Below are 25,787 nucleotides of genomic sequence, written 5' to 3'. Positions count from 1 at the left end.
GATACCGCACTCCAAATCCACACGCTGACAGCGCAGTTAATGCAGCCCGTTGGACTGCCATGACGACGGCTCGGTGTGGCCGAGTCTTGCCGCGAGCCGGGTGAGCCGTATTCGTGCGACCGAGCGGTAGGCCGGGGCAAGCACTGCGGCGAGCGGACCTTCCTGACCGAATGCGTGCTCGACTTCTGTTGCGGCACCGGAGGGTTGGATGCGCCAACTGCCCAGTTCGGTGAATCCCGGCACGCTCCAGCGGGTATCGATTCGGCCGGGTTCGATGCTCACGTAGTCGAAGGTTCCGGACAGTCCGGGGCGAACGATCAATCGATAGGGTTCGCCGATCACTGCCTCCGGTCGGCCGTGTATTCGAAGAAAGGCCGGGTTCCATTCGGGCAGTGACAGCGGGTCGAGGAGCACGGCTCGCACCTCGTCCGATGTCGCTGCGAGACGTATCCGTGCGGATTGTTCGCTGATCATGATGTCGCCTGCGTCCGGATGGAGGCTGGCGGGTTCGACAAAGCACGCGCCAGTCGTGCGCTCGCACCCGGATCATGGGCGGGCAGGATGACGAGTCCGGGCAACGCCGTGCGGAGTTCGTTGACCAGGTGTGCCGAAGTTCGCATCTGTCGTTTGTCGCCGACGCCCGGCAGATGTCCCTCGGCGAGCAGGCGGTCGTCGTAGGTGAGGTCACCGACCATCAGCAGCGGGTGCTGTCCGGGGCGGCGCACCAGCATCGACAGCGATCCCGGGGTGTGACCGGGAGTGCGCAGCAGCACCAGGCTGCCGTCACCGAACAGATCGTGTCCGCGCTCGAAGGGGCGGATGGCGGGATCGGCCAGACCTTCCGGTTCCACCTGCTTCCAGCGCAGGCCGGGCAGGTCGATGTGGGTCGGCATCAGCCCTCGGGCCTCGGGCAGAGGTTTGTGCAGCGAGTCCCATTCGATCCGGTCGATCACGATGTCCGAGCGATCGAGTTCGGGAAGCCCGCCGATGTGGTCCTGGTGCAGATGCGATAGCACAGCGGTATGGACGTCCTCGAGCGTGTGCCCGAGCCGGCGGATTCCGGCCGAAAGCGTCTGCGCCGGTTCGATGTCGAACTTGGCGAGCCGGGAGTAGACCAGCCCGTTCAGCCCACCGGGGAAGTAATCGGGGTCGGTGACCGAAGCTCGGTCCTGGCCGGTGTCGAACAGGACCAGGCCGTCTCGATGCTCGATGACGAAGACATTGATCGGCCTCGGGTCGGTCCATCGGCGCGAGGTGAACAGCCAAACATAGGTGTTCTTCCGCGTCGGCCCGACATGTTCGGGGCGGATGGCGACCGTGCCGGTGCTGATGACCGACACGCTCGAGATGGGGTCCAAGGCAGTGCTCACGGTGTTACTCCTTCAGTAGATGTCGTGTAACTAGATTACACAACATCTACTATTGAGCAATAGGTGTCGTGTAATGTTTATGTGGCGGTCCTACGTGGGAGCAGGAGCAATGGTGCGGATGAGGCGAGTGCGGTGAGAACCGCGGAAGAGTTGCGGTACCTGATTCTGGCGATCCAGCGAGAAGGCAACCGACAGCTGGCAGCGCAGCTGCGGCCGCTGGGGGTGACTCCGTCTCAGGCGGAAGTGCTGCGCGTACTCGACGACTTCGGACCACTGACCCTGGTCGGCCTCGGGGAGCTACTCGTCTGTGAAACCACGACGAGCCCGAGCAGGCTCGTCGATCGGCTGACGGGGCAGGGACTGGTGGAGCGCGAGGTGAGCCCCGGCGACCGGAGATTCGTCTCGCTGACCCTGACCCCGGATGGACGCCGGGTCGCACGCCAGATCGCCGCCGTCGAGAGTGCGCTGTACGAGCAGCTCGATCAGCTGACCGCCGGGCAGCCGATAGAACCGGCACTGTGCGTATTGCGCGGGCTTGCCGACGGGTCATCCGCAGGCGAAGCGCTCGCCCGACGCCGCGAGGCAGCCATACCGAAATGAGCCTCCGAGGCTCCGGTCCCGAGGGACACCTGGCGGCCGAGATCGCCGGGTCGAATCGGAAGAACGCGGCGTTCGTCAATGAAGCCGTGGCCGCCTGCGGGTCCGCGATGCTGAGCGCCGAGGCGGACCGACCTGCCGCCGAATCAATCGACGCGATGTTCACCCCCGGCGCGTATGGCAGCCGACAGGACCTCGTCGTGTGTATCGAACTCGTCGCCCTCGCCGCCCGCGACGCGCGGGCCCGAGAACGCCTGCGCGAGTTGTGGACTCAATGGTGGCTGCCCGATCGGCAACGCCAGCTCAGCGCCGAGTACTCGACGGCATGGCCGGAGCGCGTCGCCCAGGTCGCCCAGGGCCCGGCGTGCCTGTTCGAAGCGCGCTGGGCCTTCCAGCTACGGGACATCAATGAGCCCGAACGCGAACAGCAGGTCGGCTCCGCAGCCACAGCGCTCCTCGCCACTCCCGAGCCGCCACCACCGGGTCCCGAAAACGGCCGGTATGTTCAGCGGGCCGTCAACTCTGACCTGATCCCGGATGCGCACTTTGTTTGATCCCAATATGCGATGGTTCGTGGAGCGGAGATCACGGCACTTTCCACACCGTTCTGGGGTCAATTCCCGCGTGGGCAGCCGTGCGCCGGAAGCCGTTGCGCTAATACCACATCGAATCCCCGATCTCGCTCGGCGGCAACACGCACAGCCGAGCATATGGCCGGACCGATACGCGAGTCGAAAGAATTTCTCGACCATTGCGACATGTTCAGCCATAGCAAACTAGCTTGAATGGGATTCGGCGGCATAGACTATCCGAATTGGCATTCGAAGGAAATATCCGCATCTACCCTAAGGATGGCTCATGGCCAAGAAAGTAACCGTCACGGTGGTCGACGATTACGACGGCACATCGAAGGCGGACGAGACCATTCGCTTTTCCCTCGACAACGTGATCTACGAGATCGATCTGTCGACCAAGAACGCGGGCAAGTTGCGCGCGACCCTCGAACCGTGGACGGAAAACGCTCGTCGCACCGGTCGCCTGACCAAGCCGCGTGGCGTCGGCAAAGGCTTCGGTTCGACGGTCGATCGGGACCAATCGCTGGTGATCCGTGAATGGGCCCGCAAGAACGGCCACAAGGTATCTGCCCGCGGCCGAATCTCCGCCGACGTGGTCGCCGCCTACCACAGCGCACAGAAGTAGAAAACTCAACATCATTGGTCGACACCGAGGACGCCTAGCCCGGGACGACAAAGGTGTTGACGCCCGCCCTCATATATCGATGGCTTCTCGGAGCGACGATTGAACGCCGCTCCAAGAAGCCGATCTGATGCACATCACTCACACCGGCACGGGTATCGCTGGCAGCTCCATGTTCGGTCCGCCCGTCGATCTTGGTCGACTGATATTCGCATTCACGATGTGTACGGATTGCGCCGAATCTATCGCGTTCGATGGTTCCGATTTGTGTGCGGCAATCCCTATTCCGGTGGCAACGAATGGACCCGGCCGACCTGCTGCGCTTCATCGACGATGACATTGGTGATGTCGGTTTCACGGAGCAGGTCCAGCCGGTCTGTTGCCCGAGGTGGAATCGGGCGGTGTCCGGTGGGCCGATCAGGCGGACGTGGTCGGCACTGCCGATTTCAGGGGTGTGCCGAACCAGTAGGACAGTGCCTCGCGGAGCGCGAGCGCGGCGGCATCAGCAGGTTCATCGATCGTTGCGACCCAGGCGATTTGGGCATCCGGGCGGATCAGCAGGGCATCGGCTGGCCGGTCTTCGGTCTTTGCGGTGTGGATATCTATCCGATGCTGCCAGTCTCGGGCAATCTCGCGGAGGTCCGGGCGGTCGGCAAGGTCGAGGAGGACCGGCCGTGCGGTGTGCACGAGTTCCGCGACGCTGGTTGTGCCCTGGTCGGTGTGCAGGGTGAGGTCGGGTGCGAAGGTGCCGGTCAGAGCGTGCTGGTCGGAGTTCGGTAGTGGGTAGCGGATGTCGGTGCCCGCGATAAGGGCTCCCATGCGGCGCAATGGCTGCTCGTCGACGAGCAGTTCCTGGATAACCGCCCGAAGTGCTTCGGCGGCCGGGTCGTGTCCGCGCCGCAGTGCCACCTGGGCTCGGGTCTGTAGCAGCGCGCGGGCACCGGCGTAGTGGCGTTCATCGTGATATGTGTCCAGCAGGCCGGTCGGCGCCCAGCCGTTGATATCGGCGGCCAGCTTCCAGGCAAGGTTGACCGCGTCGAGCATGCCGACGTTGATCGCCGAGCCGGTGGCGGGCAGCAGGTGGGCCGCATCGCCAGCGAGCAGGATCCGCCCGGCACGGTACCGTTCGGCCTGACGAGCTTGAAATTGGTAGCGCGACAGCCGAATCGGGTCTCCCAGCGGGAGATTGCCGCCGAGTACGCGCCGGATGCTCCCCTGGAGCTCGGTCATGGTCATCGGCACGTCATCGTCGACTTCAGTGAGCTCGTCCTCCGTGGTTTGCAGGAACAGAACTCCGGGGGTGAGTGACCCGACCGCGAACACACCGCGGTCTGTTCGGGTGAAACCCGCACGGATCCGGCCCAGTTCGGGAACGTCGAGATCGCCGTTGTCGAGCATGGTCACCGAATCGGGCATGGTGACCTGTGCGAGTCGGTTGACCTCTGGATAAGTGGTGCCGGGGAACGGGATGCCCGCCAGGCCGCGGACCCGGCTGCGCGCTCCGTCGCAGCCCACCAGATATCGGGCGGTCACCCGATACGGTCCGTCCGGCCCGCGCACATCCGCGGTCACCGTGGACTCGTCCTGGCTCACCCCGACTACCTCGTGTCCGCGGCGAATGTCGGCGCCCAGTTCACGAGCGTGTTCGTCGAGCAGGCGCTCGAGTCGCCGCTGCGGGAGCGGCAAACCTTCCAGCGGGGGATCTGCCAGCTGCGTAAGGTCCAGATGCACTCCCCCGAACGGGAATATGGGAGCCGGCGTGGGGTCGGTGACGGCCGCGCGGATCCGTTCCAGCAGGCCCCGGTAGCGCAGCAGTTGCAGGATCTGCCCGCCGAGACCGTGGGCCTTCGGGGTGTCCCGGAGCTGTGGGTGGCGCTCCAGTATCAGCGGTCGCACTCCGGCCAGGCGCAGCTCAGCGGCCAGCATCAGGCCGGTCGGGCCGGCGCCCACGATGATCACGTCGGTGTCGGTCACGCGCCGTTCCTCTCGAAGTATTTCGTCGCGTCCCGGCTCGTCGACAACACGCATTCGGTACTCCCATTTCCGCAGGTTCTGAACTCGGCCTGCGATTCTGCAGCATGCCCCGGGTCTTGCCGCAAGCCCCCGGGTGCGCTATATGTTGAGAGCGGGAGGGGAGCGTTTCCCTTTGACCAGATGAGGATCTCGCAGCAATCGACATCGCGAGCTGCACCGATCCGTCGGGGATATGGGATTCGATCGGCCCCATCCACTGCGTGTTTACAGCCGGCTCGATATGGCGCCCGTCCACCGAAACCCATTGGCTGCAGCAGTATTGCCGCACGAACATGCCATCGTCGGTCTCACTGTGCGCTTCCTACCAGGTGCCGACCCGAGTCATCAGCCGGACCAGCAGAATTGGGCGTCGATCGGGCAGCCGGATATAGCCCCACCAGAAGAACAGCGCAAGCGGCGGAACGATGCCGAGCGAAGTCCACCGCTGCGGAGCCGGTCCCACATCATCCCAGCCGAGTTCGACCGCTTCTGCCATTGTCCGAGAGCCGTGGCTCGCCTCGGCCATGGCCGCGAGTACGGTGTGGCCGGTTGGTCAGGCCGCCATCCGTGAGTTCCGGAACCGTGATCTCCGGGGTGCTCACCGTGCGCAGGGCCCGGCGGAACTGAGCGAACTTGTCCAGCACCGTCGCGCCGACCGTTGAGTGACCCCAGATACTGATGCCCCGATAGGTCGTCGGCTCCCAGGTGGATTCGAGTTCCGGACCGATCACGATCGGGTTCCAGCCGACCTCGAGTTCGAATCCGGACGGCGTCACGCAGTAGTACGACAGTTCGCGGTCGTTGGTGTGCTGCCCGACCGACCACGCCATGCGGAAACCCAGATCCTTGACGCGCTGGAAGGATGCGAGCATGTCATCCAAGGTCGCGGACTGAATATTGATGTGCTGCACCCGAGTTCGAATCGGATCGATCTTCACCCCGCGCACGTTGGCGATCGCGATCGAGTGGTGGCGCTCGTTGACCCGCAGGAATCGGATCTTCATCTTCAGCCCGGAGACGTTCTCGTCTATGTAGTCGCTCAGTCGGGAGTCGAAAACGGTGTGGTAGTAGCCGCGCATCGACTCCGGTTCGCGGGAAACGATCGCGACGTGCCCCATTCCGGCGTCCCCCGTCACCCAGCCCGAGCTGAGCATCCGCAGCGGATCCGGTGTGGTCACCGCAACCGTGAAGATCTCCTGCGCCAAAGCTTTCGGGCCAGCGAAGCGCCACAGTCGCTCCACCCCGCGCAGGGCCGCCTCCGCCGCTGTGCCCTCGGTGATCGGGACACCACGATCGGCCACCCGAGCGACGATGCGGTCGAAGGTCTCGTGATCATCGACCTGCCAGCCCAAGGCCATGACATCCTCGGCGGGGCCGCGCTGGACCAGGAATCGGCAGGCGCGATCGTCCAGACGGAAGCGCAGCGCGTCCGCGCCGGTCTCGTCCACGTGCATCCCGATCGCGTCGGCAGCGAACCGCCGCCAGTCGGGCAGCCGATTCGATTGCACGACTACATAACCCAGATGGACGGCACCGAAAACCGAACCGTCGATATTCGGGCGCAGAAAGCCGCTCATGACCGCGTCTCCCGACTCGACACCGACGGACCGGATCCGGCCGCACCGTAGATTTCGTGTCCGCCGAACCGCACCGTCCATCCGATGCCGACACCTTTGTCGATGCTCGTCACAGCTACCTCCACAGCCTCTAATGATCAAATCATCAGTTGCGAGGCAACACTCCGTCAAGTGAATCTGATGATTTTGTCAGAAAGTGCGGAAACAAGCCGTCTGCGCGGGATCAAACCACGGGCCCGCGACGTGCGACGATGCCGAGGTTTCAGCAGGTCGGTTACTGACCCTCTCCGCGCTTCTGATGATCCATTGACGTTCTGATGAAATCGTCATACCGTTGTGGCCGCTACGGGAACAATCCCCAGATGTGGTCCTTCGGGTCGAAAGCCCCCAATGACGAGAGGTCTCGACGTGACCGTCCAGCGCTCCTACGATGTCGCGATCGTCGGCTACGGCCCGTCCGGTGTGACTGCCGCGAACTTCCTCGGCCGACTCGGCCTCGAGGTCGTCGTCATCGAACGAGACGAGTCCATCTACAGCCGGGCCAGGGCGATCGCGACCGACGAGGAGGTCATCCGCATCTGGCAGCGGCTCGACCTGGCCGAACGACTCGAGCAGGACATGCTGGCGGATAAGCCGCTCGAGTTCGTCGACGCTGCGGGACGCTCGTTCCTGAACTTCGTTCCCGCACCGCGCGGCAATGGCCATCCCACGCAGGTGTTCATTTACCAGCCCGCGCTCGAGCAGGTGCTCCGCGACGGTGTGGACCGGTATCCGAATGTGAAAGTCCTTCTGCAGCACGAATGTATGCGCACCGGTCAAGACGACGACGGCGTCGAATTGCTGGTCGCCGATCTGCGCGCGGATACCTTCGAGCGCATCCGCGCGTCCTATGTGATCGCCGCCGACGGCGGCTCCAGCCCGACCCGCGGGCTGCTCGGGGTGGGTTTCGAGGGGCGCACCTACGAGGACCGCTGGGTCGTCATCGATACCGAGGTCATCAATGAATGGCCGACCCACGATCGGCTGCGGTTCCATTGCAATCCGGCCCGACCGGCCGTGGACTGCCCCACCCCACTCGGTCATCACCGCTGGGAGTTCCCCGTACTGCCCGGTGAAGACGAAAAGGAACTCGTCACCGATGCCGCCGTGTGGCGTCTGCTCAATGCCCAGGGCATTACCGACAGTGAGGTCAAAATTCTTCGTGCGGTCGTCTACAGCCATCATGTCCGGTTCGCCGATCGGTGGCGGGTCGGCCGCATCTTTCTGGCCGGTGATGCCGCACATGTCATGCCGCCGTGGATCGGACAGGGCATGGCCGCCGGGGTCCGCGATGTGGCGAATCTGTGCTGGAAGCTCGCCGCGGTGGTCACCGGATCGCTGCCCGAGAGCGTGCTCGACAGCTACGAGGTGGAACGCCAACCACATGTCCGCGAAGTGACCAAGGCCGCAGTCTTTTTCGGTCGCGTCATCACCGAGCGGCGGCCACCGGTGACCGCCGCGCGAAATATCGCGTTCCGCGCAGCCATGCGACTTCCGTTCGTCGGCGATTACCTACGCAGCGCCAAATGGTTTCCGGCGGCCCACTATCCGAAGGGTTTGCTTTCCCCGTCGAAGCACGCGGCGGTGGGACACCTACCACCACAGCCCTGGGTGCTCGACGAGGTGGGCGACCGCGAGCGACTCGACGATGTGATCGGGGCCGGATGGCGGCTGATCCATCTCGGACCGGCACGCGCCTGGCCCGAGTGGACGGCCGCCGGAGTGCCCCTGATGCGGCTCCAACCAGCGGGGACAGCGATATCGCAAGGGGCTGCCGTCGATATCGACAACGCCCTGGTCGACTGGATGCGCCAGCACGACGCGACGGTGCTGGCGCTGCGGCCCGATGGGTTCGTCTACGCCGCCGCCGATGCGAACGAGACGTTGCCGTCACCGCCGAAGGGACTCACGGTGGGAGCCGAAATATCCAGCCCAACAGAATGATTCACCGATAAGGGACAGCGAAAATGAGCACACCGACGATGATCGAGCAGACCGTCGAGCTAGGCGGCAAAACGATCTTCTACGCCGAGACCGGCGCAGGCCCGGCCGTATTGCTGCTGCACGGGGGCGGCCCCGGCGCCTCCGGGGTCTCCAACTTCTCCCGCAATATCACCGAATTGGCGAAGAGCTTCCGGGTGATCGTGCCAGATCTGCCCGGCTATGGACGGTCCGGCAAGGGTGTCGACCAGAACGACCCGTTCGGCTATCTGGCCAACTCCATTCGCGGCCTGCTCGACCGACTCGACATTCGCAAGGCGCATTTGGTCGGCAACTCCTACGGCGGCGCGTGTGCGCTGCGACTGGCGCTGGACACCCCCGATCGTGTCGACCGCATGGTCCTGATGGGCCCCGGCGGAATCGGCACCACCCGCGCGCTGCCGACCGCCGGGCTGCAACATCTCCTCGCGTACTACGCCGGCTCCGGCCCCTCCCGCGAGAAGCTGGAAACCTTCATCCGCGAAGACCTCGTCTTCGACGGCAGTGCGGTGCCCGCCGAGGTCATCGACACCCGCTACCGGTCGAGCATCGACCCCGAGGTCATCGCGAATCCGCCACTGCGTCGCCCGTCCGGCCTGCGCACCCTGTGGCGGATGGATTTCACCCGCGACAGCCGGCTGGCCGAGTTGGCCACTCCGACGCTGGTGATCTGGGGCAGCGCCGACAAGGTCAACCGCCCCAGCGGGGGAAAGATGTTGGCGGACATCATGCCCAACTGCGATCTGCTACTCGCCGCGAACGCCGGGCACTGGGTGCAGTGGGAACGCGCCGACTATTTCAACCAGGTCACCCATGCCTTCCTGACGGTCTGAGTCCGGACAGCTCATTGGCTGCCCTGGCCGGTTGGGTGGGTGATCTGGCGCCACTCGCGATCCCAGTGGATATGGCGCTGGCGGTCGAGGGCCCAGGTGGTGGCGCAGAGGAAGGCTGCCGCGCCGAGCCAGATTTCGAGCAGCACGGCCGCGCCGACACTGATGCCGTGCACGGCGGCGAGGCTGGATCGCAGCGGGGCGCTGGTCGGGAGTCCGTCCGGGCTGAGCCAGACCGGGGTCGGCTGACCCGCTTTTGCGTTATCGGGGACGCCGACTATCGCAGTCGCGGACTTTCCGTCGCGGGTCCAGGACACCTGCGCCTGGTAGTGCTCGACCATCGAGCCGTTTCGGTCCGCGACCGGTGCCGTGGCCCGCACGGGATTGCCGGTGATGGTGGCAGTCACAGCGACTTTCGATGCATTCTCGGTGCGGATCCGCGCCGAGGCCGTGCCGTAGGCGGCGGTCCCTGCTGCCGCCGCGATCGGCACCGCGAGCAGCACGATCAGGACGGCCAGAATCCGCATGATCCCCTGGAAGCGATCCGACATCCGCATCAGTGGGCTGGGATTCCAGGGCTGCACACGCCAGAGGCGCACCGGCAGCGTTGGCGACTCCGACACGTTCATCACCTCCTACAGCGGAGTCACGGCCCGCGCGGAACCGCGACCCTTACTACGAGCATTCCCCTACGTCACCAGTTGATGCACCCCCGAAAGCCGATAAACCGGGTGCGAAATTGGATGAACTCCCCTCGATGCGGGGTCATCAGGTATCTCGCACCTATCGACACGGATTCGGCGCCCGGTAGCCCTGTGGGCCGAAAATCCGAATAACGCCCCGAGCGCGACCATGCCGGCACCGAGACCGAAGTACAGCCAGTTGTCGGCGGTGTTCACCGGGCTGAAGTTCGCTTCGCTGGTCGGTGACCAGGCCCGTTCAGGAGCAGTCACCTGCGCCGACCCGCGCTCGGTGAACAAGCCGATGGCACGGGACAAAACCGCAGGTCCGACCAGGTCTGCCGAGAGTATCGACCGCCGAAACGCCGCCCCATCGCCAGCGCTGGGCAACGGTTGAACGCGCAGCAGGGTCGACACCCCTGGGGCCGCTATTTCGGGAGGTATCAGTTGTCGATACGGGTAGCGCTGATCATCGTGCTGCTGCCCGGAGTCGTCGCGTGCACCAGCGCCCCGCGACTGGATCCGAGCGCCCATCCGGTGATCGATATCGGACTGGCGCGCCGGTGACTATCCGCAGATGACCTCGACCGCACCGGCGAGCAGTGCCAGTCCACGGTTCAGCTCGTCCTCGGTAATGGTCAACGGCGGCAACAGCTTTACCACTTCGTCGGCCGAGCCCGAGGTTTCGACCAGCAGCCCGCGTTCGAAGGCGAGTTGACATACCTTGCCCGCACGCGAGGCGTCCTCGAAGACCAGTCCGTGCACCAGCCCACGCCCACGGGTCGACACACCGGGAAACGCCGCCGCGATATCGGCGAGGGCGGCCGCCACGAGCTCGCCCTTTGCCAGCGTCGCGAACTCCAGCGCGGTATCGGACCAGTAGTGCTCGAGCGCCACCCGCGCGGTGACGAATGCCGCATTATTGCCGCGGAACGTGCCATTGTGCTCGCCGGGCGCCCACTGATCGAGTTCGGGCTTGAAGAGCACCAGCGCCATGGGCAATCCGTAGCCGCCGATTGATTTGGACAGCGTCACGATATCGGGCGTGATACCGGCCAGCTCGAACGAGAAGAACCCGCCGGTCCGTCCGCAACCCATCTGCACATCGTCGACGATCAGCAAAATGCCGCGCGCCGCGCACAACTCGGCCAACTGCCGCAGCCATTGCGCGCGTGCGACATTCACCCCGCCCTCCCCCTGCACCGTCTCCACTATCACCGCGGCGGGCTTGTCCAGGCCCGAGGACGAATCGTCCAGCGCGCGCCGCAGCCACCGCAGATCGTCGTGCTCGTCGAGGAATCCGTCGTAGGGCATGGGCGTCACATGCGGCAGCGGCACACCGGCTCCGGCGCGTTTGGCGGCATTGCCCGTCACCGCCAACGCGCCAAGCGACATGCCGTGGAAGGCGTTGGTGAAGCTGATAACGGTCTGGCGGCCGGTGACTTTTCGGGCCAACTTCAGCGCGGCCTCAACGGCATTCGCGCCGGTCGGACCGGGAAACTGCACCTTGTAGTCCAGACCGCGCGGCCCGAAGATCCGGTCGCGCAGGGCCTCCAGCAGACCCCGCTTGGCGACGGTCGACATGTCGAGGCTGTGGGTGATTCCGTCACCGACGATGTAGTCGATCAGCGCCCGCTTGAGGATGGGGTTGTTGTGGCCGTAGTTGAGTGCGCCGGCACCCGCGAAGAAGTCCAGGTAGTCCTTGCCGTTCTCATCGCGCAGCCAGGCACCGCTGCCGGTATCGAAGACGGCGGGCCAGGCTCGGCAGTACCCGCGCACGTTGGACTCGAGTGACTCGAAAACGGTCATCGGGACGACAGTCATCGACGATCCTTCCTGTCGTGCGCGAGCGACTCCGCCCACTCGATGCGACGGCGCAAATCTGAAGTGACTGTGTTTCTAACATCGGCGCACCGGCTTTGTAGCACTTTTCCAAAAATCGCGCGCACACCTACCGCGCGTCGGCCCGGTCGCCGTAGAGTTAACCGTTTGTGCGCGGCAGTGTGGAGAGCGACAGATTGCTGCCCGTGGTAGCGCCCGCGTTCCGAACCGCACGGTTGTATCTCTATCTCGCCCGGGCCGGATTCCGGCGCCAATCCCAGTACAAACTCGCGATGTTCGCCGGACTCTTCACCAACTGCGTCTTCGGGTTCGTCCGCGCCGCTGTCATGATGGCCGCGGTGCGCGCCTCCGGCGGGTTCGGCGGTTACGACGCGGGATCGATCGGCGCCTATGTCTGGCTGTCCCAGGCCCTGCTCGGCGCGACCCAATTCATGGGTCCACCACTGGAATTGGTGGACCGGGTCAAGAACGGCGATATCGCGATCGACTTCCTGCGTCCGGTCGATGTCCAATTCAGCTATCTCACCATCGATCTCGGCCGTGCCGCCTGCACGATCCTGCCGCGCGGCGTGCCGAGTGTGCTGGTCGGCGTGTTCACCTTCGGGCTCGCCATGCCCGGCACACCGGGCCCCTACCTACTCGGACTGGTCAGTGTGGTTCTGGCCGTTGCGTTGTCGTTTCTATGCCTTTTCGCCGTCGGATTGATCGGATTCTGGGTGGTGGAGACACGCGGCATTCGGGTGCTGTACCAGATTTGCGGCACGTTCCTGGCCGGGCTATTTGTGCCGGTGCACATGTTCCCGGCATGGCTGCGCACCGTCGCGCAGGCCACCCCGTTCCCGTCGATCCTGCAGTCGCCGATCGACATCCTGTCGGGTCGGGTCACCGGGCTGACCGCCGGGACGGTCGTTGCCACACAGATCTTCTGGGTGCTCGCGATCGGTGCGATCGGCCGCGTGCTGTTGGCGGCCGGACGTCGCAGGCTGGAGGTGCAGGGTGGCTGAGCCTCCGTATACGCCCCTACCGGCCGGAACCCGGTTCACCCCGTACGCGGCCGTGTTGCGATCCCGGATACGGGCCCAACGCACCTACCGATTGTCCTTCGCCAGTGAGGTATTCAGCGCCTTCCTGATCGGCGTTGTCGAGTTCGCCGAGGTGTGGGTCATCTACCACAACGTCCGGGTGCTCGGCGGGCTCGACCTGAACGGCGCACTTTTGCTGTTCGGCCTCAGCAATACCGGATTCGCACTGGCCCAAGTCCTGTTCGGCCACCTCGATTCGCTACCGACGCTCATCCGGCTCGGTATGCTCGACGCCTACCACCTACGCCCCCAACCACTACTGCTGCAGCTGATCACCAGCGATATTTCACTGCGCCGGTTGGCGCGCGCCTCGGTGGCGATCATCGTGCTCGGATCGGGACTGATTCGCAACGATATCGATTGGGGGCCCCGGACTTTCGTACTCTTGACGATCACCCTGATAAGTGGTGTCGCCGTCTTCGGCGGCCTGTTCGTCTGCGCCGCGGGCGCCCAGTTCTACCTGATCGACGGTTCGGAACTGACCAACAGCTTCACCTACGGGGGCTCGTTCGCCGCCATGCAACCCGCATCGGTGTTCCCGACATCGCTGAAGCTGGTGTTCGGCTTCGCCATCCCGGTCGCGTTCACGGCGTACCTACCGACCATCGCGCTCCTGCACCTACCCGGCCCGCCGCTGCTGCCATCCTGGCTGGCCTGGTTGACACCGTTGGCGGCGCTGTGGGTGTGGCTGCTCGCGTTGGGCTTGTGGCGACTCGGTACTCGGCACTATCAAGGAGGGGGCGGATAAGCGTGGTAGAGAGCGCGCTACCGGACTCGATCATCGACATCGAGAATCTGACAAGAGAATTCACGCTGCACCGCAAGAACGGGCACCGCTGGCGACGCAGCCGCGAGACGCTCACCGCGGTCGACCGGATGACGTTCCGAATCGAACGCGGCTCGGCGGTTGGCTATATCGGGGCGAATGGGGCGGGCAAATCCACCACGATCAAAATGCTGACCGGCATCCTGGTCCCGACCTCGGGCACGGTGCGCACCTGTGGTCTGGACCCGGTGCGCCAGCGGCGCGAACTCGCCGCCCGCATCGGGGTGGTCTTCGGCCAGCGCTCCCAGCTCTGGTGGGATCTGCCACTGCGCGAATCGTTTTCGATCCTGGCCGCCATCCATCGGCTGGAATCCGATGTCGCGCAAAAACGCACCTACGAGCTGGTGGAACAGTTGGAGATGGCCGAGACGCTGGATACCCCGGTGCGCCAACTCTCGCTTGGGCAGCGCATGCGGGCCGAGGTCGCCGCGGCGCTGCTGCACTCGCCCGAACTGGTCATTCTCGACGAGCCGACCATCGGCCTGGATGTGTTGTCGAAACAGCGACTACGCGAATTCCTCCGCGCCGAACGTACCGAGCGCGGCACCACGCTGCTGCTCACCACCCACGATATGGGCGATATCGAACGGCTCTGCGATCGCGTGCTCGTCGTCGACCGCGGCAGCCTGGTGTACGACGGTTCACTGACCGGACTCGCGGTGCGGGTGGGTGCCCGGCGGGTGTTGGTCGTCGATCTGGTCGAACCCACCCGCAATCTCGATGATCTGCCGAGCACCGAACTGCTGACCAGCGAGGGCAACGGGATGCGGCAGCGTTTGGCCTTCGATGCCGAAGCAACCACGGCCGCACAGGTTCTCGCCGCCGTATCCGATCGCGCCGAGGTGCGCGATCTGTCCATAGAAGAGCCGGACATCGAGGATGTGGTCCGGCGGATCTATGAATCCGCGTGGTGACCGCGACTCGCTGTCCGGCTCGGCGATTCTATTGCTATTCAGTCACTTTCGGGTTCACGCGCGCCCTGGTCGAGCCGGAACGGCGGGTATTCGTCACGCATCAGCGAGGCATAGGCACCGGCCCGGATGGCCCAGCGATGCACGCCGAGCAAGAAGTCGAACAGGCCCTTGGGATACACCGCGGTGAAAAGCAGTGCCACCACAGCGACCAGCAGCAGCACATTGGCAAGGGTGAATCCGCCCCAGCCGTTGTCGCCACCGCCCACACCGGCACTGAAGACCGCGCCGAGGATCAGATAGTGCGGAATGGCCAGCAGCCACCACTTCACCAGTACCAGACCACGACTCAGCTGCTCCGGGTAGTCGATCTCCAGATCCGCCGGATAGTCGGGATCCGATTGCAGACTGAACGGCGGGTACTTATCGGTGCCGAGCACCGAGTAGGCGTAGAAGCCGACCCGCCACCCCCAACGCATGACTCCGACATTGAAGTCGAATAGCGCGCGCGGATACTGCCCGGTGACAAGGATCGCGAAGAATGCAATGACCGAAACGATCACGTACGCGATATACAGGAAAAACAGAATGATGGCGTGTGGTATGGCCAGGATCCACTTGACCAGCCACATCCACCGCGATAGCGCGGGATCGAGATCTCCTCGGACACGTACCGGATTGACCGGGCTCGCGGCTTTGGCGGTGTTCTCGGGCTCCATGATCGATGCTCCTTCCAGGTGCTTCGATGCCTCGACAACGAGTGAGGAATGTCCTGATTGTCCCGTATCGACCATCCGCTCACGCCACGTTCCGATACCGACACGCCAACGAAAAGGTGCCCTGTGGGCGCGGTGAATCGCGTTCCCCGCAGCGCGGAGCAGAACGTCCTGTGGACACAAAGCGGCCCCCTCGCCCCTCTGGGCTTGCCGAGCTAAACGCCCTCCGCCGCAGGATCGCGTAACACCGCTGCCGCGAAATCCCCAACGCCGCAACAGCTTCCCCGCACTGCCTCCCCTGCACCGACCAACTCGATCAGCTGATCACCGAACCGAGCCACATCCTCCGGTTCACCAGTGCGACGATGACCGATACCGGCCGCGGCACCTTCCACCTGTCGGGCCGCCCCGTCACAGACGACGAAACACTCGGTCGGCTCACACTGGCCGTCGACGAGACCGCGATCGAGGTGCCGAAGCTAGAGAGGACGTTCTACGGTGCTGCTAGTCCACGGACCCGCCGCTGATGACCTGTTCCGCAAGTGTCGGCACGAGGCATTCCACCTCGAGGTGCGCGACACCTATGCGGTGGCGTCGGAATCGGAAGGCCTGAGACGGTTCCTCGCGGGCGAGCCCGACCCGACCGATTACGGCCAACGGCCGTGGGCGCAATTCATGCGGGAGACGGTCGGGCGCGGTGTCACAGTGCGTAGGGTGCGTGTCGTGACCGTCCCGCACTCCGACTATCAACGGTGGTTGCTGTCGATCACGGTGAGCAACGTCGCCGCCGGCGAAGACATCCGGTATGTCCCGCGGCACCATGCCGGAAGCGTTCCGCCGGATGACTGGTGGCTGTTCGATGACGAGCTCGTCGCGTTCAATCTGGTCGACCGGGACGGGCGGCCCGCAGGAATGGCGGTTACTTCCGACCTGGAGATCGTCGACCGGTGCCGGGGTGTACGAGATCGGTTATGGGCGCTGGCAACGCCGTACGCCGACTACCTCAACTCGGTCGATACCCGGTGACGAACGCCGCTCGAGATGCTCGGGAGGCCCTCGGCCAACGCTTGCGCGAGATTCGGCGAAGGGCAGGGCTTTCCGGGCGTCAGCTCGCCGCGCTGGCAGACTGGCACGAATCGAAGATATCCAAACTCGAATACGGCAAGCTGCGTGCCTCTGACGCCGATGTCCGCGCCTACTGCGCCCATGCTGGTACCGAGGATGAACTCGCGGACCTGCTCGCCACCCTGCACAACATCGACGCCGCCTACATGGAAATGCGGCGTCTGCTCAGCACCGGGACCGGGCGCGGCCAAGATGAGCTGGTCAAGCTGGCCGAGCGGACCCGGCTGACGCGTATCTATCAGAACGTCCTGATCCCAGGAATTTTGCAGACTCCCGAGTACGCGCGAGCGATCCTCGAGCGATCTATCATGCGGCACCGACTCCCGAACGATATCGACGCAGGCATTGCCAAGCGCATGGAGCGTCAGCGATTCCTCTACCACGGCGACCGCCGGTTTCACGTTCTGTTAGCCGAGCAGGCGCTACTGACCACCGTCGGCAGCGATTCGGTGATGCTCGGCCAGCTCGACCGCCTGCTCGTCGCCGCCGGGCTCCCGCGTGTCACCCTCGGCATCGTCCCGGCCACCGCTGAGATTCCCCAGCAGACAACCAATTTCGTGATGTTCGACGACCGCGTGACCACCGTGGAAACCATCACGGCCGAGCTGACCGTCACCCAGCCACGCGAAGTCGCGACCTACGGGCAAACGTTCGACATGCTCGCCGAATTGTCCGTCACCGATGACTTTGCCCGCGCGTTGATCCTGGCCGCAGTCGATCGCAGACGAACGGCGTCTCAGTAGCGCGGCACTCATCACGGCCGCGCTGGAGCGCAACGTCTGACTCGAGCGTGCATCGGCCTGGGAGGTCCGCGGACACAAAGCGGCCCCCAGCTTTGATGCTGGGGGCCGCGTGGGTCTTCGGGGCGAAACCCTTACGGACGCCCGAACTCTCGGTCGGCTACGCCAGCGGTGAAGGCATCCCATTCACCGGATGTGAACACGAGGGCGGGGCCGGTGGGGTTCTTCGAGTCCCGCACGCCGATCTGGCCGTCATCGAGGGAGGCGACTTCCACACAGTCCTTGCTCGCCCCGCTGCGAGCACTCTTGAACCAATCCGCATTCGGCATGTCGGCGCTCACTGCTCCTTGGCACCGGCAACGAACGCATCCCATGCGCTAGGCGTGAACACGAGCGCCGGGCCGGTCGGGTTCTTCGAGTCCCGCACGCCGACCCGACCGTCATCAAGGAAGGCAACTTCCACACAGTCCTTGCTGCCCCCGCTGCGAGCACTCTTGAACCAATCCGCATTCGACATACCGACATTCACTCGACATGCTCCTTCGCACCGGCAATGAACACGTCCCACTCGCTCGGGGTGAACACGAGCGCCGGGCCAGAGGGGTTCTTCGAGTCCCGCACACCGACCCGACCGTCATCAAGGAAGGCGACCTCAACACAGTCCTGGCTGCCGCCGCTGCGAGTGCTCTTAAACCACCGAGCCCCGGAGAGGTCAACGTTCACGCTCGTACTCCCTTGCTGCCCTGCGAAGCAGGTCCCTACTCGACTCTGGACTCAACGCTACGCGACCGATGGTCTCGTGCGCTGCCCTGTATCGGCTGACGCTTTCCGGCCGCTCGAGGTACATGGCACCAGTGAAGTTCTCAACGTAGACAACAGACGGTTCGCGCTTGCCTTTCGCGTCCGAGGCGAAGTCTACGATCGTGAACGGACCGGTCAGGTCCCCCAGCGGAACGCCAGCAATATAGGACAAGGCCCTTACCGTGATATTGGGTCTAGTGCTGAGATCGGCCAGATGGCGCAGCTGCTCGGCCATGATTCGCGGATTTCCGACCATCCGGCGCAGGACTGATTCGTCCAAGATGACATCGACGGCAGCGGGGCGACCTTTGCGCGTGATGAGTCTCTGGCGGTGCATCTTCATCTCTACCCTGCGAGTGATCTCAGACGATGGCTCCTCCGGGTACACCGCGCGGATCAGGGTCTCGGCATAACCAGGGGTTTGAAACAGTCCCGGCACGAGTTCCTGGAACGACGTGAGCGTGCTCGCCGCCGATTCCAGGCCGATGTACACATCAAAGTCCTTCGGGATCAGATCCCCATATTCATGCCACCAACTCTCGGTGTTCCCCTGCTGCGCGAGTCCCTTCAGCGCATCGGTGGTCGTCTCGTCCGCGCCCAGCACCCGGCACAGCGCCTCGATGTCCCACAAGCGGATTCGATCGGCGGTACCGGATTCGAGCCGCTGGAGCGTGGTCGCCCCGCGTTCGATCAATTTGGCGACCTCGGCGATAGACATTCCGGTCTGCTGGCGCAGCTCCCGTAGATGCCGTCCGAGCTGCCGCCGCGGGACGGTCGAGCCGACTTCTGCACCCGGCTTGGCGGGTCGCCTGGACCTCGCCTTCGGTGCCCGTTCGGACGCTGAGTCGTTTATGGACAACGCGAACCTCCTGGCTGGATGGTGGTGTGCCACTTCGCGAACGATCGTGCCGCACCCGCCGGATCCTCCGCAGCGAATTCTGATGACTTGCAACGGATCATCCAATTTCGAGTGTCTTTCACGACTGCACGGTGTGTGCTCGATGCGCGCCCGGCCGGGAGAACGACCCGCTAGCCCCTCCAGCAGTCCCCAACCGCCCGTTGACATTCAGGGGTTGTCGGGGCCGGGCGCACCAAACATTCGTCGAGGTCCGGGAGGTCGGCAAATGCCGAGCCGAGAGCTTCCACAGCGAGACCCGTTCATCGGGCCGCCCGCAATCTACACCGGCGCTTCCGCCGAGTTAGTCGAACAGTTCGCCGACGCCGTCCGGGAGTGGGCAAACCGACCTGCACCCGCAAAACCGTCCCGGTGCCGGGGTGTCGAGTCCCCCGGCATCGGGCGCACCAACGGGAAGGTGTCGTAATGCGCCGAGATGCATTGCGCACCACACAAACTCGAGACGGCCGCAAGACCGTCGTCTGGCAACTGGTCCGCAGTTCCGCACGAATCCTGCGCGTGCAGTTCCCGCACGAAGCGTTCACCGCCCATCGAGTCCCGTCGCGCACGCTAGTCCCCGACGCACAACCCGGCACGATCCTGTTCGACACCTACCCCGACTTGGTCGACGCCCGCCGATTGCTCCCCGAGCACGACGACCTCTGGAACGCGCTGCGCAATGAGTACTGGACCGCCCTGCTGCGCGCCACGGACCTCCCAAATCCGTTGGGAAGTAACGCGGATGACTGAGAACCGACCCCAACAAGACAACATCGCCCCATCCGTCCAGGCACTGCTCGCCACCTTCCACGAAGACACCTGCCTCAAACTCGAACTGGCCCCCAGCGATAGCAGCCCACTGTGCGAGCACGCAGACGGTTCACTGTGCGAGATCGGTGCCGACGGCTGGCCCACGGAGTACGACGACCAGGACGAAGCCGAAGCAATCACCGCCGAATCGACTCACGTTCACGATAACGAGGAGCCGTGATCCCCTTAATATCTCGACCCACAAGTCGTGGGCGCTATTGCGGTGCAAGGTGTTCCGCAACCCGCCGGAACAGCGAATCAGTGGGCTAGTGCGGCGTCCAGCTAGCTCCTACCGTATCGCCCCCGGGTCCAGGGGGCGGTCGAAGGTAGTCGAATGGTCGTCGTCCAGGCCGTATCGACCGCCGTATGAGTACGCTCGGCGAGCAGCCGAAGTGGGTAGCGCGGCAAGCTATCTGGACGGGGCATTAGTCCGGTAGCCAGTGTCGGTTCAGGCGTGTTCGGCTGCGTTCGATTTCGAACCCTGTTGCAGGCCAGTGGCGTTGGTGAGGAAGACCGGCCAGGCGACTTCGGTGCGCCATTGTGCTGGGTCGGGGGTGTCGCGCTGGCCGGTCAGGTAGTACTCGCGGATCGGACCGGGAACGCTGAGGGCGTGCCGGGCGACGTACGCCGCGAGGGCACCGTAGGTGCGATCAACGTCGACCGGTGATCCACGGTGGGTCATGATCGCCAGTTCGGCGGCGGGTGCGATGGTCGGGTGGACTCGCCCCACCGGCCGGACGGTCCCGGTGCAGGGTACGAAGATGGTCGACTGGCCGCGGTGGTCGGTGAACAGTTCGTCGGTGTAGATGCCCCCGGCGGGGCCGGTCGGGGTCAGGTGCTGGGCGAGCAAGGTTGCCTGGAGTTCGCCGAGCGCGCCTTGCAGCCAGGCGACGCTGTCCACGGCGTCGACGACTTCGGTGATCGCAGCTGCCGTGACCGCCGGTACGGCCCGCAGCTCGACGGTGCTGTCATCGGATGCCGGGTGCGCCAGCAGATCACGCAGCTGGTGGACGGCCTGCTGGGTGCGGCCGAGTTGTTCCTCCAGCCGGTCCAGGTGTGCCACGATCCGCGCGTTGCGGGTGTCGGGATCGGAGGTCGTCAGCATCACCTGGATCTCCTCCAGCGGCATATCGAGGTTGCGGAGTCGCCGCACGACCTGCGCGGCGGCCAGTTGCGCAGTGGTGTATCTGCGGTAGCCGGTGTGCGGATCGATGTCGGCCGGGGTGAGCAGTCCGATCTGGTGATAGTGGCGCAGCGTCTTCACCGTCAGATGGGTGGCGCGGGAGAAGTCACCGATCGACATGTATGCGGTCATGGCCTCCATTCTGGGATCTCCCCTTACCGGAGGGTTTTTCGCGGAATGCGGGTTGACCGTCCGGTTGCGGTAGCACCGATCGTGGTGGAAGCGGTCCGCCCGCCGGCCGACCGGTAGCCCGTTCGGCCCGCTACCGCGAAGAATCATCGTCGACAAGGAAATTCGAATGCCATTCCTGACAGCCTCGGATGGGACCGCCCTGTTCTATCGTGACTACGGTGCCGGTCGGCCGATCGTGTTCGTGCACAGCATGCTGATGAGCAGTGACATGTGGCAGCAGCAGATGCTGTACCTGACCGGTCACGGCTACCGCACCGTTGCCTACGATCGCCGCGGCCACGGACGATCCGACGACCCGGGCATGGGATACGACTTCGACACTCTCGCCGACGATCTGGCTACGCTGCTGAACCGGCTCGACCTCACCGATGTCACACTGGTCGGGCACTCCATGGGCGGCGGCGAGGCGATCAGATACCTCAGTCGCCCTGGTGCGCATCGGGTTTCCCGCATCGCGTTGGTCGGTGCGACGGCGCCGCACCTCGACATCGATCCCCACCACACGACCGCACTGCTGAACCAACTCGCCACCGACTACGGCCGCTGGGTGGCCGATAACGCCGCGCTATCCTTCGGCGACGACCTGCCCGGCTGCGATATCCCGCAACTCGACAAGGACGCCACCATCCGGGACTGGATGCGGGTATCGCTACGTGCTGCCGTGGAATGCACGCGGGTCAACATGGCTGCCGACTTCCGAGCCGAGGCCCGCCGGATCACGGTCCCGGCCTTGGTATTACATGGAGACCACGATGCCTTCGCCCCGCTGCAAACTTGCGGACAGCGCTCGGCCGACCTGATTCCCGACAGCGAACTCGTGATCTACCAGAACGCCTCGCACATGCTGCACCTATCGCATCGCGAACAGCTCAACCACGACCTACTCGCATTCCATCGGTCATGACACTGGACACCATGTGCCGGTTGCGAACACTCGCAGGTACTCGGCGGTGACGTCGCCGACCGGCAGCACTGCCTCATAGTCATGCTCACGATGCGCAGAACCTCTATGAAGTTGATCTTTGGTAGGACCTTCTTCATATCCCAGGTTCTGCGCTTTCACGTTGCACCCCAACAACTTCCGGCGTACCCGCAGGTCACGCCACCCGCGCCACCGCTCCAGGGAATGGCTTACTGGGTATCGCATGGCTATATAGGATCCGATCATGCGCATCAAGACCGACCAACTGCGGGAACTCCTCATCGATCTGGATCCGGAGATACGTCGGCAAGTGCGGGACATACTGCAGGACGACCTCGTCGATTGGGAGGTGTTGCACGCTCGCGCCCTTGTGGTGGTACAGATTTTGCGAGACGAACAGCTCGCCCACGCCTGGTCGGATTGCATCGAAATACTCCGGACCATGACGCCCAATGACATGGTCTTCACGCTATTGGTGCAAGCGCTAACCGTCTGGGATCTGAACGGTCCGGGTGGCCGATTGCTCGATGCGCTCGGAGTTCCTACGGGGACCACGCTTCCGGACTTCACCACCGAATCCGTCGGAGAGCTGCGCATCGAATGCCTGATGTGCAAGCGCGAGCGTACCGAGGCACGAGTGTGCAAGCAGGTGGCGGCGCTGGTGATGCTGCTCGCCACTCGCACCGAATCGGTTCGCCGGCTGGCGTTGGAGCAGTTGGGAAACCTGGGCCCCGGCGTGGCGCCGATCCTGCGGACCATGCGGCGCTCGAGGCTGCCCGGACGGCGCGAGGTGTTGCAACTCCTCGCCGAATTCAGCTGGGAGGAAATCGATTCGGCCGATATCACATTGCTGCGGCGATTGATTCGTGCCAAACAACTCACCGAAGTACCACAGCCGATGGAACTGCGGGCGGGGTGGTTCGCGGTGCAGACCATCGACCAGGCGGCGGTACTGGAAGCGATGGACTTGCACAATCCGGTGCCCGCCACTCTGCGCATGGGGTTCGACAGGTACCGCTGGGAACGCTCGTGGCAGCCGTTATCGGTCAACCCGTTCTCATGGCCGTCCGAATACCAGCCGAATTCATACCTGGATCGGGGCGTCTTCGTTACCCCCGCGCTGGACGGCTGGACGCTCATAATCGGTCACACCTACTGGGCGGACGGAATCTACAACGACGAGCCGGACGACGAAGTACGCCGCCGCTGCAGACAATTGAGCCAGCGCTTCGGCACCGCGCACTGGTATAGCCACGGCGACGACGGTCACGGTTGGCACGCGAACTGGTGTATCGCAGCAGACGGTCTGCTCCAGCAGGCATGCATGGTCCTCGACGACGAGGTGGTCGTTCTTCCCGACGACTCCGGTCGACAGCCGACCGTCGAGCAACTGCGAGCCTGGCTGAACGACAACGACCACGGCACCGGACATCGTGAACCGATCCCCGACAGTTTCCGCATCCACGCGATATCACGCCGAGCAACCGTCGCCGCCCTGCGCCGAAAGTTTCAAGGCGACGACAACGTCGACGACATCGCCGAGGAGGAGATGACCTATCGTCCGAACGCCCTGGCCCACTGGGAATTCGGCGTCAAGGGTGTGTCCTGGCGGTTGTCGGTGAACCCGGAAACGCTCGGACCACACACCCGGATCGAAGGCACAGGCGTTCTGGCCGTACCGGCCGATGTCCGCAACGAAAAGCGCCGGGGCGCATATCCGATCTGACCACACGTCCTGCTGCACGTAGAGCACTGCCGGACCGCCTGAACTCACGACACACCGGTTACCGGGAATGGCCCAGTGATCATCAAGTGATGGCGGACTGGGTGGAGTTGCCGGTGCGCACAAGAGGGTCAGCCGGGTGCTTGGCCCTGGGCCGAGTACAGACTCACTTCGCCGTCCTCGCCGAGGAAGGCGTTCACCAGCATGATCTGGCTCGCCTGCAGCTCATCCGGATCGGGGGCGCTGGTGGTGATCGAAATCTGTGGAATCACCGCCCAGTTCACGACATAGCGTTCGGGCGGTCCGTCATCGTCGGACAGGCGCGCGAGTCGAAAGACAGACACCGTCTTGCGGAGGATGAGCGTGCGCACGACCTCGGCGATTCGCTCGGGGTCTTCCAGCGCGAACATGAACCCGAATGTCAGCTCGGGCGAAGACACATATGCGGGCACAAACGTCGAGGTTAGTCTATCGAACGACGTCGCGGGTATGCCTCGCCAGAAGTGATTGCTGCCCATGCGCTCGGTGATTCCGTTAGGGCGTGAATGTTGGCGCGTATGTGACCGATCCGTAACGGATCATAACGATTTCCAGGCAGCTCATCTGCTTTTACACCATACTATTGCGCCGATTCGACTATCGCGCTTTCCTGAAAAGGTCCCGATTTTCTCGGGCCGTCTTCCTCATCGCATCGTCGCGGATTTCCCGGTTTCTTTGCCGTGCTGGTGGACTGTGTGAGGGGGCGTCCGGGCTGCGGGGCTGCGCCGGAGCCGAGGGGTGCCCCTCCCCGAAATCCTCCTCGGCCCTGGCGCATCCAGACACATCAATCGTTACCGCAGGGGCGTGCATCATGCCTACCGAATATGCCGCAGGCCGAATCGGAGCCGTCGAGTTGCCATCGCCAGTGGCGCTACTGCGCGCATTTCGCGAACCCGACGATCCGAAGCGGCACCGGCACCGCGTGCTCGCCGTGGCACACGAATTGGTCGAATGCCATGAATGCAGGTACAACGCCCTGCTGGCGGCGCATGCTCCGGACGCGCCGAGCGGCTGCGTCGCGCAGAGCCTGCAACTCGTCGACGATACTGACGCGCACCGAACCGAGCTTGTGGGCCGCATCGATAATTGGGTCGCCACCCATGTCCAGCACCGCACCGGCGCCTCGCTGCACACCGAGACCCTCGGCGCCGTCATCGATCGGCTGGCGGCGAAATGGGTTGCGGCACAACATGCATTGGGTATGTCGACACCCGCCGGCCCGCACCCACTGCAGTTGGACGATGACGCCCAGCTGCAGTGGAGCCGATTGGCCGAACTGGCCGACGGGTACAAGGATCTGATCACCGACGTGGCCGAACACCGGCGCAGGCTGCCGGTGTGGTGATCACCGAGGGGTCTTCGAGCCCCCTATCGGTCGTTGTCGGGCTCAACCACCTCGGCCTCGACGAACGAGGTGGTCGGCTCGACCTCCGCGTCAAAGGACACATCGGCCCGGTCCCGGACCACGGCACCCGCGAAATCGTCGTCGTCGACGATTTCGTCGCCCCGTTGCGCCGCCGCGTCTTTACGCGCGGCGGCCGCGGCCTCGTTCATCTCGATGGCGTCGGTGATCCACTCACCGATCTCCCTGGTGACCTCCGCGACGGTGCCGGTAATGATGTTGGCGATATTTCCGACATGTCGCGCGCCCGAGGAAGTCAATTCCTGAATTAGATCCTTGTTACTTTCGAATTTCC

At 64.3% G+C, this 25,787-nt stretch carries 31 protein-coding genes and 1 pseudogene; 16 read left to right on the top strand and 16 right to left on the bottom strand.

Going from position 1 to position 25,787, the window contains the following annotated elements; genetic code table 11:
- Positions 1 to 36: 36 nt before the first annotated feature.
- Positions 37 to 474, bottom strand: coding sequence for an SRPBCC family protein (locus ACWEO2_RS26845; protein WP_452407833.1), 438 nt, complete (start codon positions 472 to 474; stop codon positions 37 to 39).
- Positions 471 to 1,370 (bottom strand): N-acyl homoserine lactonase family protein, encoded by a 900-nt coding sequence (locus ACWEO2_RS26840; protein ID WP_452407832.1) that lies wholly within the window; start codon positions 1,368 to 1,370, stop codon positions 471 to 473. Before ACWEO2_RS26840 ends, ACWEO2_RS26845 begins: the two co-directional genes overlap by 4 nt.
- 132 nt (positions 1,371 to 1,502) lie before the next feature.
- Here ACWEO2_RS26840 and ACWEO2_RS26835 point away from each other — a divergent pair, with 132 nt between their 5' ends.
- From ACWEO2_RS26835 to ACWEO2_RS26825, 3 genes are all read left to right on the top strand, one after another.
- Complete coding sequence (locus ACWEO2_RS26835; RefSeq protein ID WP_452407831.1) at positions 1,503 to 1,970, top strand: MarR family winged helix-turn-helix transcriptional regulator; 468 nt, start codon at positions 1,503 to 1,505, stop codon at positions 1,968 to 1,970.
- Positions 1,967 to 2,521 carry a hypothetical protein gene (locus tag ACWEO2_RS26830; protein WP_452407830.1) on the top strand — a complete coding sequence of 185 codons (555 nt, stop codon included), beginning with the start codon at positions 1,967 to 1,969 and terminating at the stop codon, positions 2,519 to 2,521. The genes ACWEO2_RS26835 and ACWEO2_RS26830 overlap by 4 nt, the downstream gene beginning before the upstream one ends.
- 304 nt (positions 2,522 to 2,825) lie before the next feature.
- Positions 2,826 to 3,167, top strand: coding sequence for a histone-like nucleoid-structuring protein Lsr2 (locus ACWEO2_RS26825; protein ID WP_452407829.1), 342 nt, complete (start codon positions 2,826 to 2,828; stop codon positions 3,165 to 3,167).
- A 414-nt stretch (positions 3,168 to 3,581) separates the two neighbouring features.
- On the opposite strand, the gene ACWEO2_RS26820 is transcribed toward ACWEO2_RS26825, so the two are convergent.
- The 3 genes from ACWEO2_RS26820 to ACWEO2_RS26810 form a co-directional block, all read right to left on the bottom strand.
- Positions 3,582 to 5,138, bottom strand: coding sequence for an FAD-dependent monooxygenase (locus ACWEO2_RS26820; protein WP_452407828.1), 1,557 nt, complete (start codon positions 5,136 to 5,138; stop codon positions 3,582 to 3,584).
- 361 nt (positions 5,139 to 5,499) lie between these two features.
- Positions 5,500 to 5,673, bottom strand: a complete 174-nt coding sequence (locus tag ACWEO2_RS26815; RefSeq protein ID WP_452407827.1) for a hypothetical protein — start codon at positions 5,671 to 5,673, stop codon at positions 5,500 to 5,502.
- Positions 5,642 to 6,754, bottom strand: a complete 1,113-nt coding sequence (locus ACWEO2_RS26810) for a VOC family protein (RefSeq protein ID WP_452407826.1) — start codon at positions 6,752 to 6,754, stop codon at positions 5,642 to 5,644. Before ACWEO2_RS26810 ends, ACWEO2_RS26815 begins: the two co-directional genes overlap by 32 nt.
- Positions 6,755 to 7,144: 390 nt before the next feature.
- Between ACWEO2_RS26810 and ACWEO2_RS26805 the strand changes: the two genes are divergently transcribed.
- Together ACWEO2_RS26805 and ACWEO2_RS26800 are read left to right on the top strand one after the other, a co-directional pair.
- Positions 7,145 to 8,737 carry a bifunctional 3-(3-hydroxy-phenyl)propionate/3-hydroxycinnamic acid hydroxylase gene (locus ACWEO2_RS26805; protein WP_452407825.1) on the top strand — a complete coding sequence of 531 codons (1,593 nt, stop codon included), beginning with the start codon at positions 7,145 to 7,147 and terminating at the stop codon, positions 8,735 to 8,737.
- A 23-nt stretch (positions 8,738 to 8,760) separates the two neighbouring features.
- The gene (locus ACWEO2_RS26800) at positions 8,761 to 9,606 is read left to right on the top strand and encodes an alpha/beta fold hydrolase (protein ID WP_452407824.1); all 846 of its coding nucleotides are present in this window, start codon (positions 8,761 to 8,763) and stop codon (positions 9,604 to 9,606) included.
- 11 nt (positions 9,607 to 9,617) lie between these two features.
- Here ACWEO2_RS26800 and ACWEO2_RS26795 read toward each other — a convergent pair whose 3' ends face one another.
- The 3 genes and pseudogenes from ACWEO2_RS26795 to ectB form a co-directional block, all read right to left on the bottom strand.
- Complete coding sequence (locus ACWEO2_RS26795; RefSeq protein ID WP_452407823.1) at positions 9,618 to 10,226, bottom strand: Rv1733c family protein; 609 nt, start codon at positions 10,224 to 10,226, stop codon at positions 9,618 to 9,620.
- Positions 10,227 to 10,442: 216 nt separating this feature from the next.
- Positions 10,443 to 10,523 (bottom strand): annotated as a pseudogene (locus ACWEO2_RS26790) (DUF4383 domain-containing protein); the annotation flags it as partial.
- A 327-nt stretch (positions 10,524 to 10,850) separates the two neighbouring features.
- The gene (gene ectB, locus ACWEO2_RS26785; protein ID WP_452407822.1) at positions 10,851 to 12,107 is read right to left on the bottom strand and encodes a diaminobutyrate--2-oxoglutarate transaminase; all 1,257 of its coding nucleotides are present in this window, start codon (positions 12,105 to 12,107) and stop codon (positions 10,851 to 10,853) included.
- 203 nt (positions 12,108 to 12,310) lie between these two features.
- On the opposite strand from ectB, the gene ACWEO2_RS26780 reads away from it, so the two are divergent.
- The 3 genes from ACWEO2_RS26780 to ACWEO2_RS26770 all read left to right on the top strand — a co-directional run bounded on the left by ACWEO2_RS26780 (position 12,311) and on the right by ACWEO2_RS26770 (position 14,947).
- Entirely contained in the window at positions 12,311 to 13,129 is an 819-nt protein-coding gene (locus ACWEO2_RS26780; RefSeq protein ID WP_452407821.1) for an ABC transporter permease, read from the top strand.
- Complete coding sequence (locus tag ACWEO2_RS26775) at positions 13,122 to 13,955, top strand: ABC transporter permease (protein WP_452407820.1); 834 nt, start codon at positions 13,122 to 13,124, stop codon at positions 13,953 to 13,955. The genes ACWEO2_RS26780 and ACWEO2_RS26775 overlap by 8 nt, the downstream gene beginning before the upstream one ends.
- Before the next feature lie 128 nt (positions 13,956 to 14,083).
- A complete protein-coding gene (locus tag ACWEO2_RS26770) occupies positions 14,084 to 14,947 on the top strand; it encodes an ABC transporter ATP-binding protein (RefSeq protein ID WP_452407870.1) in 864 nt (287 codons plus the stop codon).
- 38 nt (positions 14,948 to 14,985) lie between these two features.
- Here ACWEO2_RS26770 and ACWEO2_RS26765 read toward each other — a convergent pair whose 3' ends face one another.
- The gene (locus tag ACWEO2_RS26765) at positions 14,986 to 15,663 is read right to left on the bottom strand and encodes a DUF4389 domain-containing protein (protein ID WP_452407819.1); all 678 of its coding nucleotides are present in this window, start codon (positions 15,661 to 15,663) and stop codon (positions 14,986 to 14,988) included.
- Positions 15,664 to 16,025: 362 nt separating this feature from the next.
- Here ACWEO2_RS26765 and ACWEO2_RS26760 point away from each other — a divergent pair, with 362 nt between their 5' ends.
- Genes ACWEO2_RS26760 through ACWEO2_RS26750 form a run of 3 tightly spaced genes read left to right on the top strand, consistent with a single transcriptional unit; the run spans position 16,026 to position 17,528 of the window.
- Complete coding sequence (locus ACWEO2_RS26760) at positions 16,026 to 16,187, top strand: hypothetical protein (RefSeq protein WP_452407818.1); 162 nt, start codon at positions 16,026 to 16,028, stop codon at positions 16,185 to 16,187.
- Positions 16,159 to 16,686: a DUF6879 family protein gene (locus tag ACWEO2_RS26755; RefSeq protein ID WP_452407817.1), complete on the top strand. Its 528-nt coding sequence runs from the start codon at positions 16,159 to 16,161 to the stop codon at positions 16,684 to 16,686. Before ACWEO2_RS26760 ends, ACWEO2_RS26755 begins: the two co-directional genes overlap by 29 nt.
- Entirely contained in the window at positions 16,683 to 17,528 is an 846-nt protein-coding gene (locus ACWEO2_RS26750) for a helix-turn-helix domain-containing protein (protein ID WP_452407816.1), read from the top strand. The genes ACWEO2_RS26755 and ACWEO2_RS26750 overlap by 4 nt, the downstream gene beginning before the upstream one ends.
- Positions 17,529 to 17,659: 131 nt before the next feature.
- Here ACWEO2_RS26750 and ACWEO2_RS26745 read toward each other — a convergent pair whose 3' ends face one another.
- Genes ACWEO2_RS26745 through ACWEO2_RS26730 form a run of 4 tightly spaced genes read right to left on the bottom strand, consistent with a single transcriptional unit; the run spans position 17,660 to position 19,185 of the window.
- Positions 17,660 to 17,866, bottom strand: coding sequence for a DUF397 domain-containing protein (locus ACWEO2_RS26745; protein ID WP_452407815.1), 207 nt, complete (start codon positions 17,864 to 17,866; stop codon positions 17,660 to 17,662).
- The gene (locus ACWEO2_RS26740) at positions 17,863 to 18,042 is read right to left on the bottom strand and encodes a DUF397 domain-containing protein (protein ID WP_452407869.1); all 180 of its coding nucleotides are present in this window, start codon (positions 18,040 to 18,042) and stop codon (positions 17,863 to 17,865) included. Before ACWEO2_RS26740 ends, ACWEO2_RS26745 begins: the two co-directional genes overlap by 4 nt.
- Before the next feature lie 8 nt (positions 18,043 to 18,050).
- Positions 18,051 to 18,248 carry a DUF397 domain-containing protein gene (locus ACWEO2_RS26735; RefSeq protein WP_452407814.1) on the bottom strand — a complete coding sequence of 66 codons (198 nt, stop codon included), beginning with the start codon at positions 18,246 to 18,248 and terminating at the stop codon, positions 18,051 to 18,053.
- Entirely contained in the window at positions 18,238 to 19,185 is a 948-nt protein-coding gene (locus ACWEO2_RS26730) for a helix-turn-helix domain-containing protein (protein ID WP_452407868.1), read from the bottom strand. The genes ACWEO2_RS26735 and ACWEO2_RS26730 overlap by 11 nt, the downstream gene beginning before the upstream one ends.
- Positions 19,186 to 19,647: 462 nt before the next feature.
- Between ACWEO2_RS26730 and ACWEO2_RS26725 the strand changes: the two genes are divergently transcribed.
- Both ACWEO2_RS26725 and ACWEO2_RS26720 read left to right on the top strand, forming a co-directional pair.
- On the top strand, positions 19,648 to 19,971 hold the full coding sequence (locus ACWEO2_RS26725; protein ID WP_452407813.1) for a hypothetical protein: 324 nt from the start codon (positions 19,648 to 19,650) through the stop codon (positions 19,969 to 19,971).
- Positions 19,964 to 20,212 (top strand): hypothetical protein, encoded by a 249-nt coding sequence (locus ACWEO2_RS26720; protein ID WP_452407812.1) that lies wholly within the window; start codon positions 19,964 to 19,966, stop codon positions 20,210 to 20,212. The genes ACWEO2_RS26725 and ACWEO2_RS26720 overlap by 8 nt, the downstream gene beginning before the upstream one ends.
- 267 nt (positions 20,213 to 20,479) lie before the next feature.
- On the opposite strand, the gene ACWEO2_RS26715 is transcribed toward ACWEO2_RS26720, so the two are convergent.
- Positions 20,480 to 21,346 (bottom strand): MerR family transcriptional regulator, encoded by an 867-nt coding sequence (locus ACWEO2_RS26715; protein WP_452407811.1) that lies wholly within the window; start codon positions 21,344 to 21,346, stop codon positions 20,480 to 20,482.
- Between the two features lie 166 nt (positions 21,347 to 21,512).
- On the opposite strand from ACWEO2_RS26715, the gene ACWEO2_RS26710 reads away from it, so the two are divergent.
- Positions 21,513 to 22,310, top strand: a complete 798-nt coding sequence (locus ACWEO2_RS26710) for an alpha/beta fold hydrolase (protein ID WP_452407810.1) — start codon at positions 21,513 to 21,515, stop codon at positions 22,308 to 22,310.
- A 262-nt stretch (positions 22,311 to 22,572) separates the two neighbouring features.
- Positions 22,573 to 24,054 (top strand): hypothetical protein, encoded by a 1,482-nt coding sequence (locus tag ACWEO2_RS26705; protein ID WP_452407809.1) that lies wholly within the window; start codon positions 22,573 to 22,575, stop codon positions 24,052 to 24,054.
- A 128-nt stretch (positions 24,055 to 24,182) separates the two neighbouring features.
- Here the strand turns inward: ACWEO2_RS26705 and ACWEO2_RS26700 are convergent, their stop codons facing one another.
- Positions 24,183 to 24,461, bottom strand: coding sequence for a hypothetical protein (locus ACWEO2_RS26700; protein ID WP_452407808.1), 279 nt, complete (start codon positions 24,459 to 24,461; stop codon positions 24,183 to 24,185).
- Between the two features lie 440 nt (positions 24,462 to 24,901).
- Here ACWEO2_RS26700 and ACWEO2_RS26695 point away from each other — a divergent pair, with 440 nt between their 5' ends.
- Positions 24,902 to 25,435 carry a DUF4254 domain-containing protein gene (locus ACWEO2_RS26695; protein WP_452407807.1) on the top strand — a complete coding sequence of 178 codons (534 nt, stop codon included), beginning with the start codon at positions 24,902 to 24,904 and terminating at the stop codon, positions 25,433 to 25,435.
- Positions 25,436 to 25,458: 23 nt separating this feature from the next.
- Here the strand turns inward: ACWEO2_RS26695 and ACWEO2_RS26690 are convergent, their stop codons facing one another.
- Positions 25,459 to 25,752, bottom strand: a complete 294-nt coding sequence (locus tag ACWEO2_RS26690) for a hypothetical protein (protein WP_452407806.1) — start codon at positions 25,750 to 25,752, stop codon at positions 25,459 to 25,461.
- Positions 25,753 to 25,787: the final 35 nt, after the last annotated feature.

Source organism: Nocardia sp. NPDC004278, from assembly GCF_053602975.1.
The sequence above is the reverse complement of the archived record's forward strand: the minus strand, read 5'-3'. Positions and strand labels throughout refer to the sequence as shown.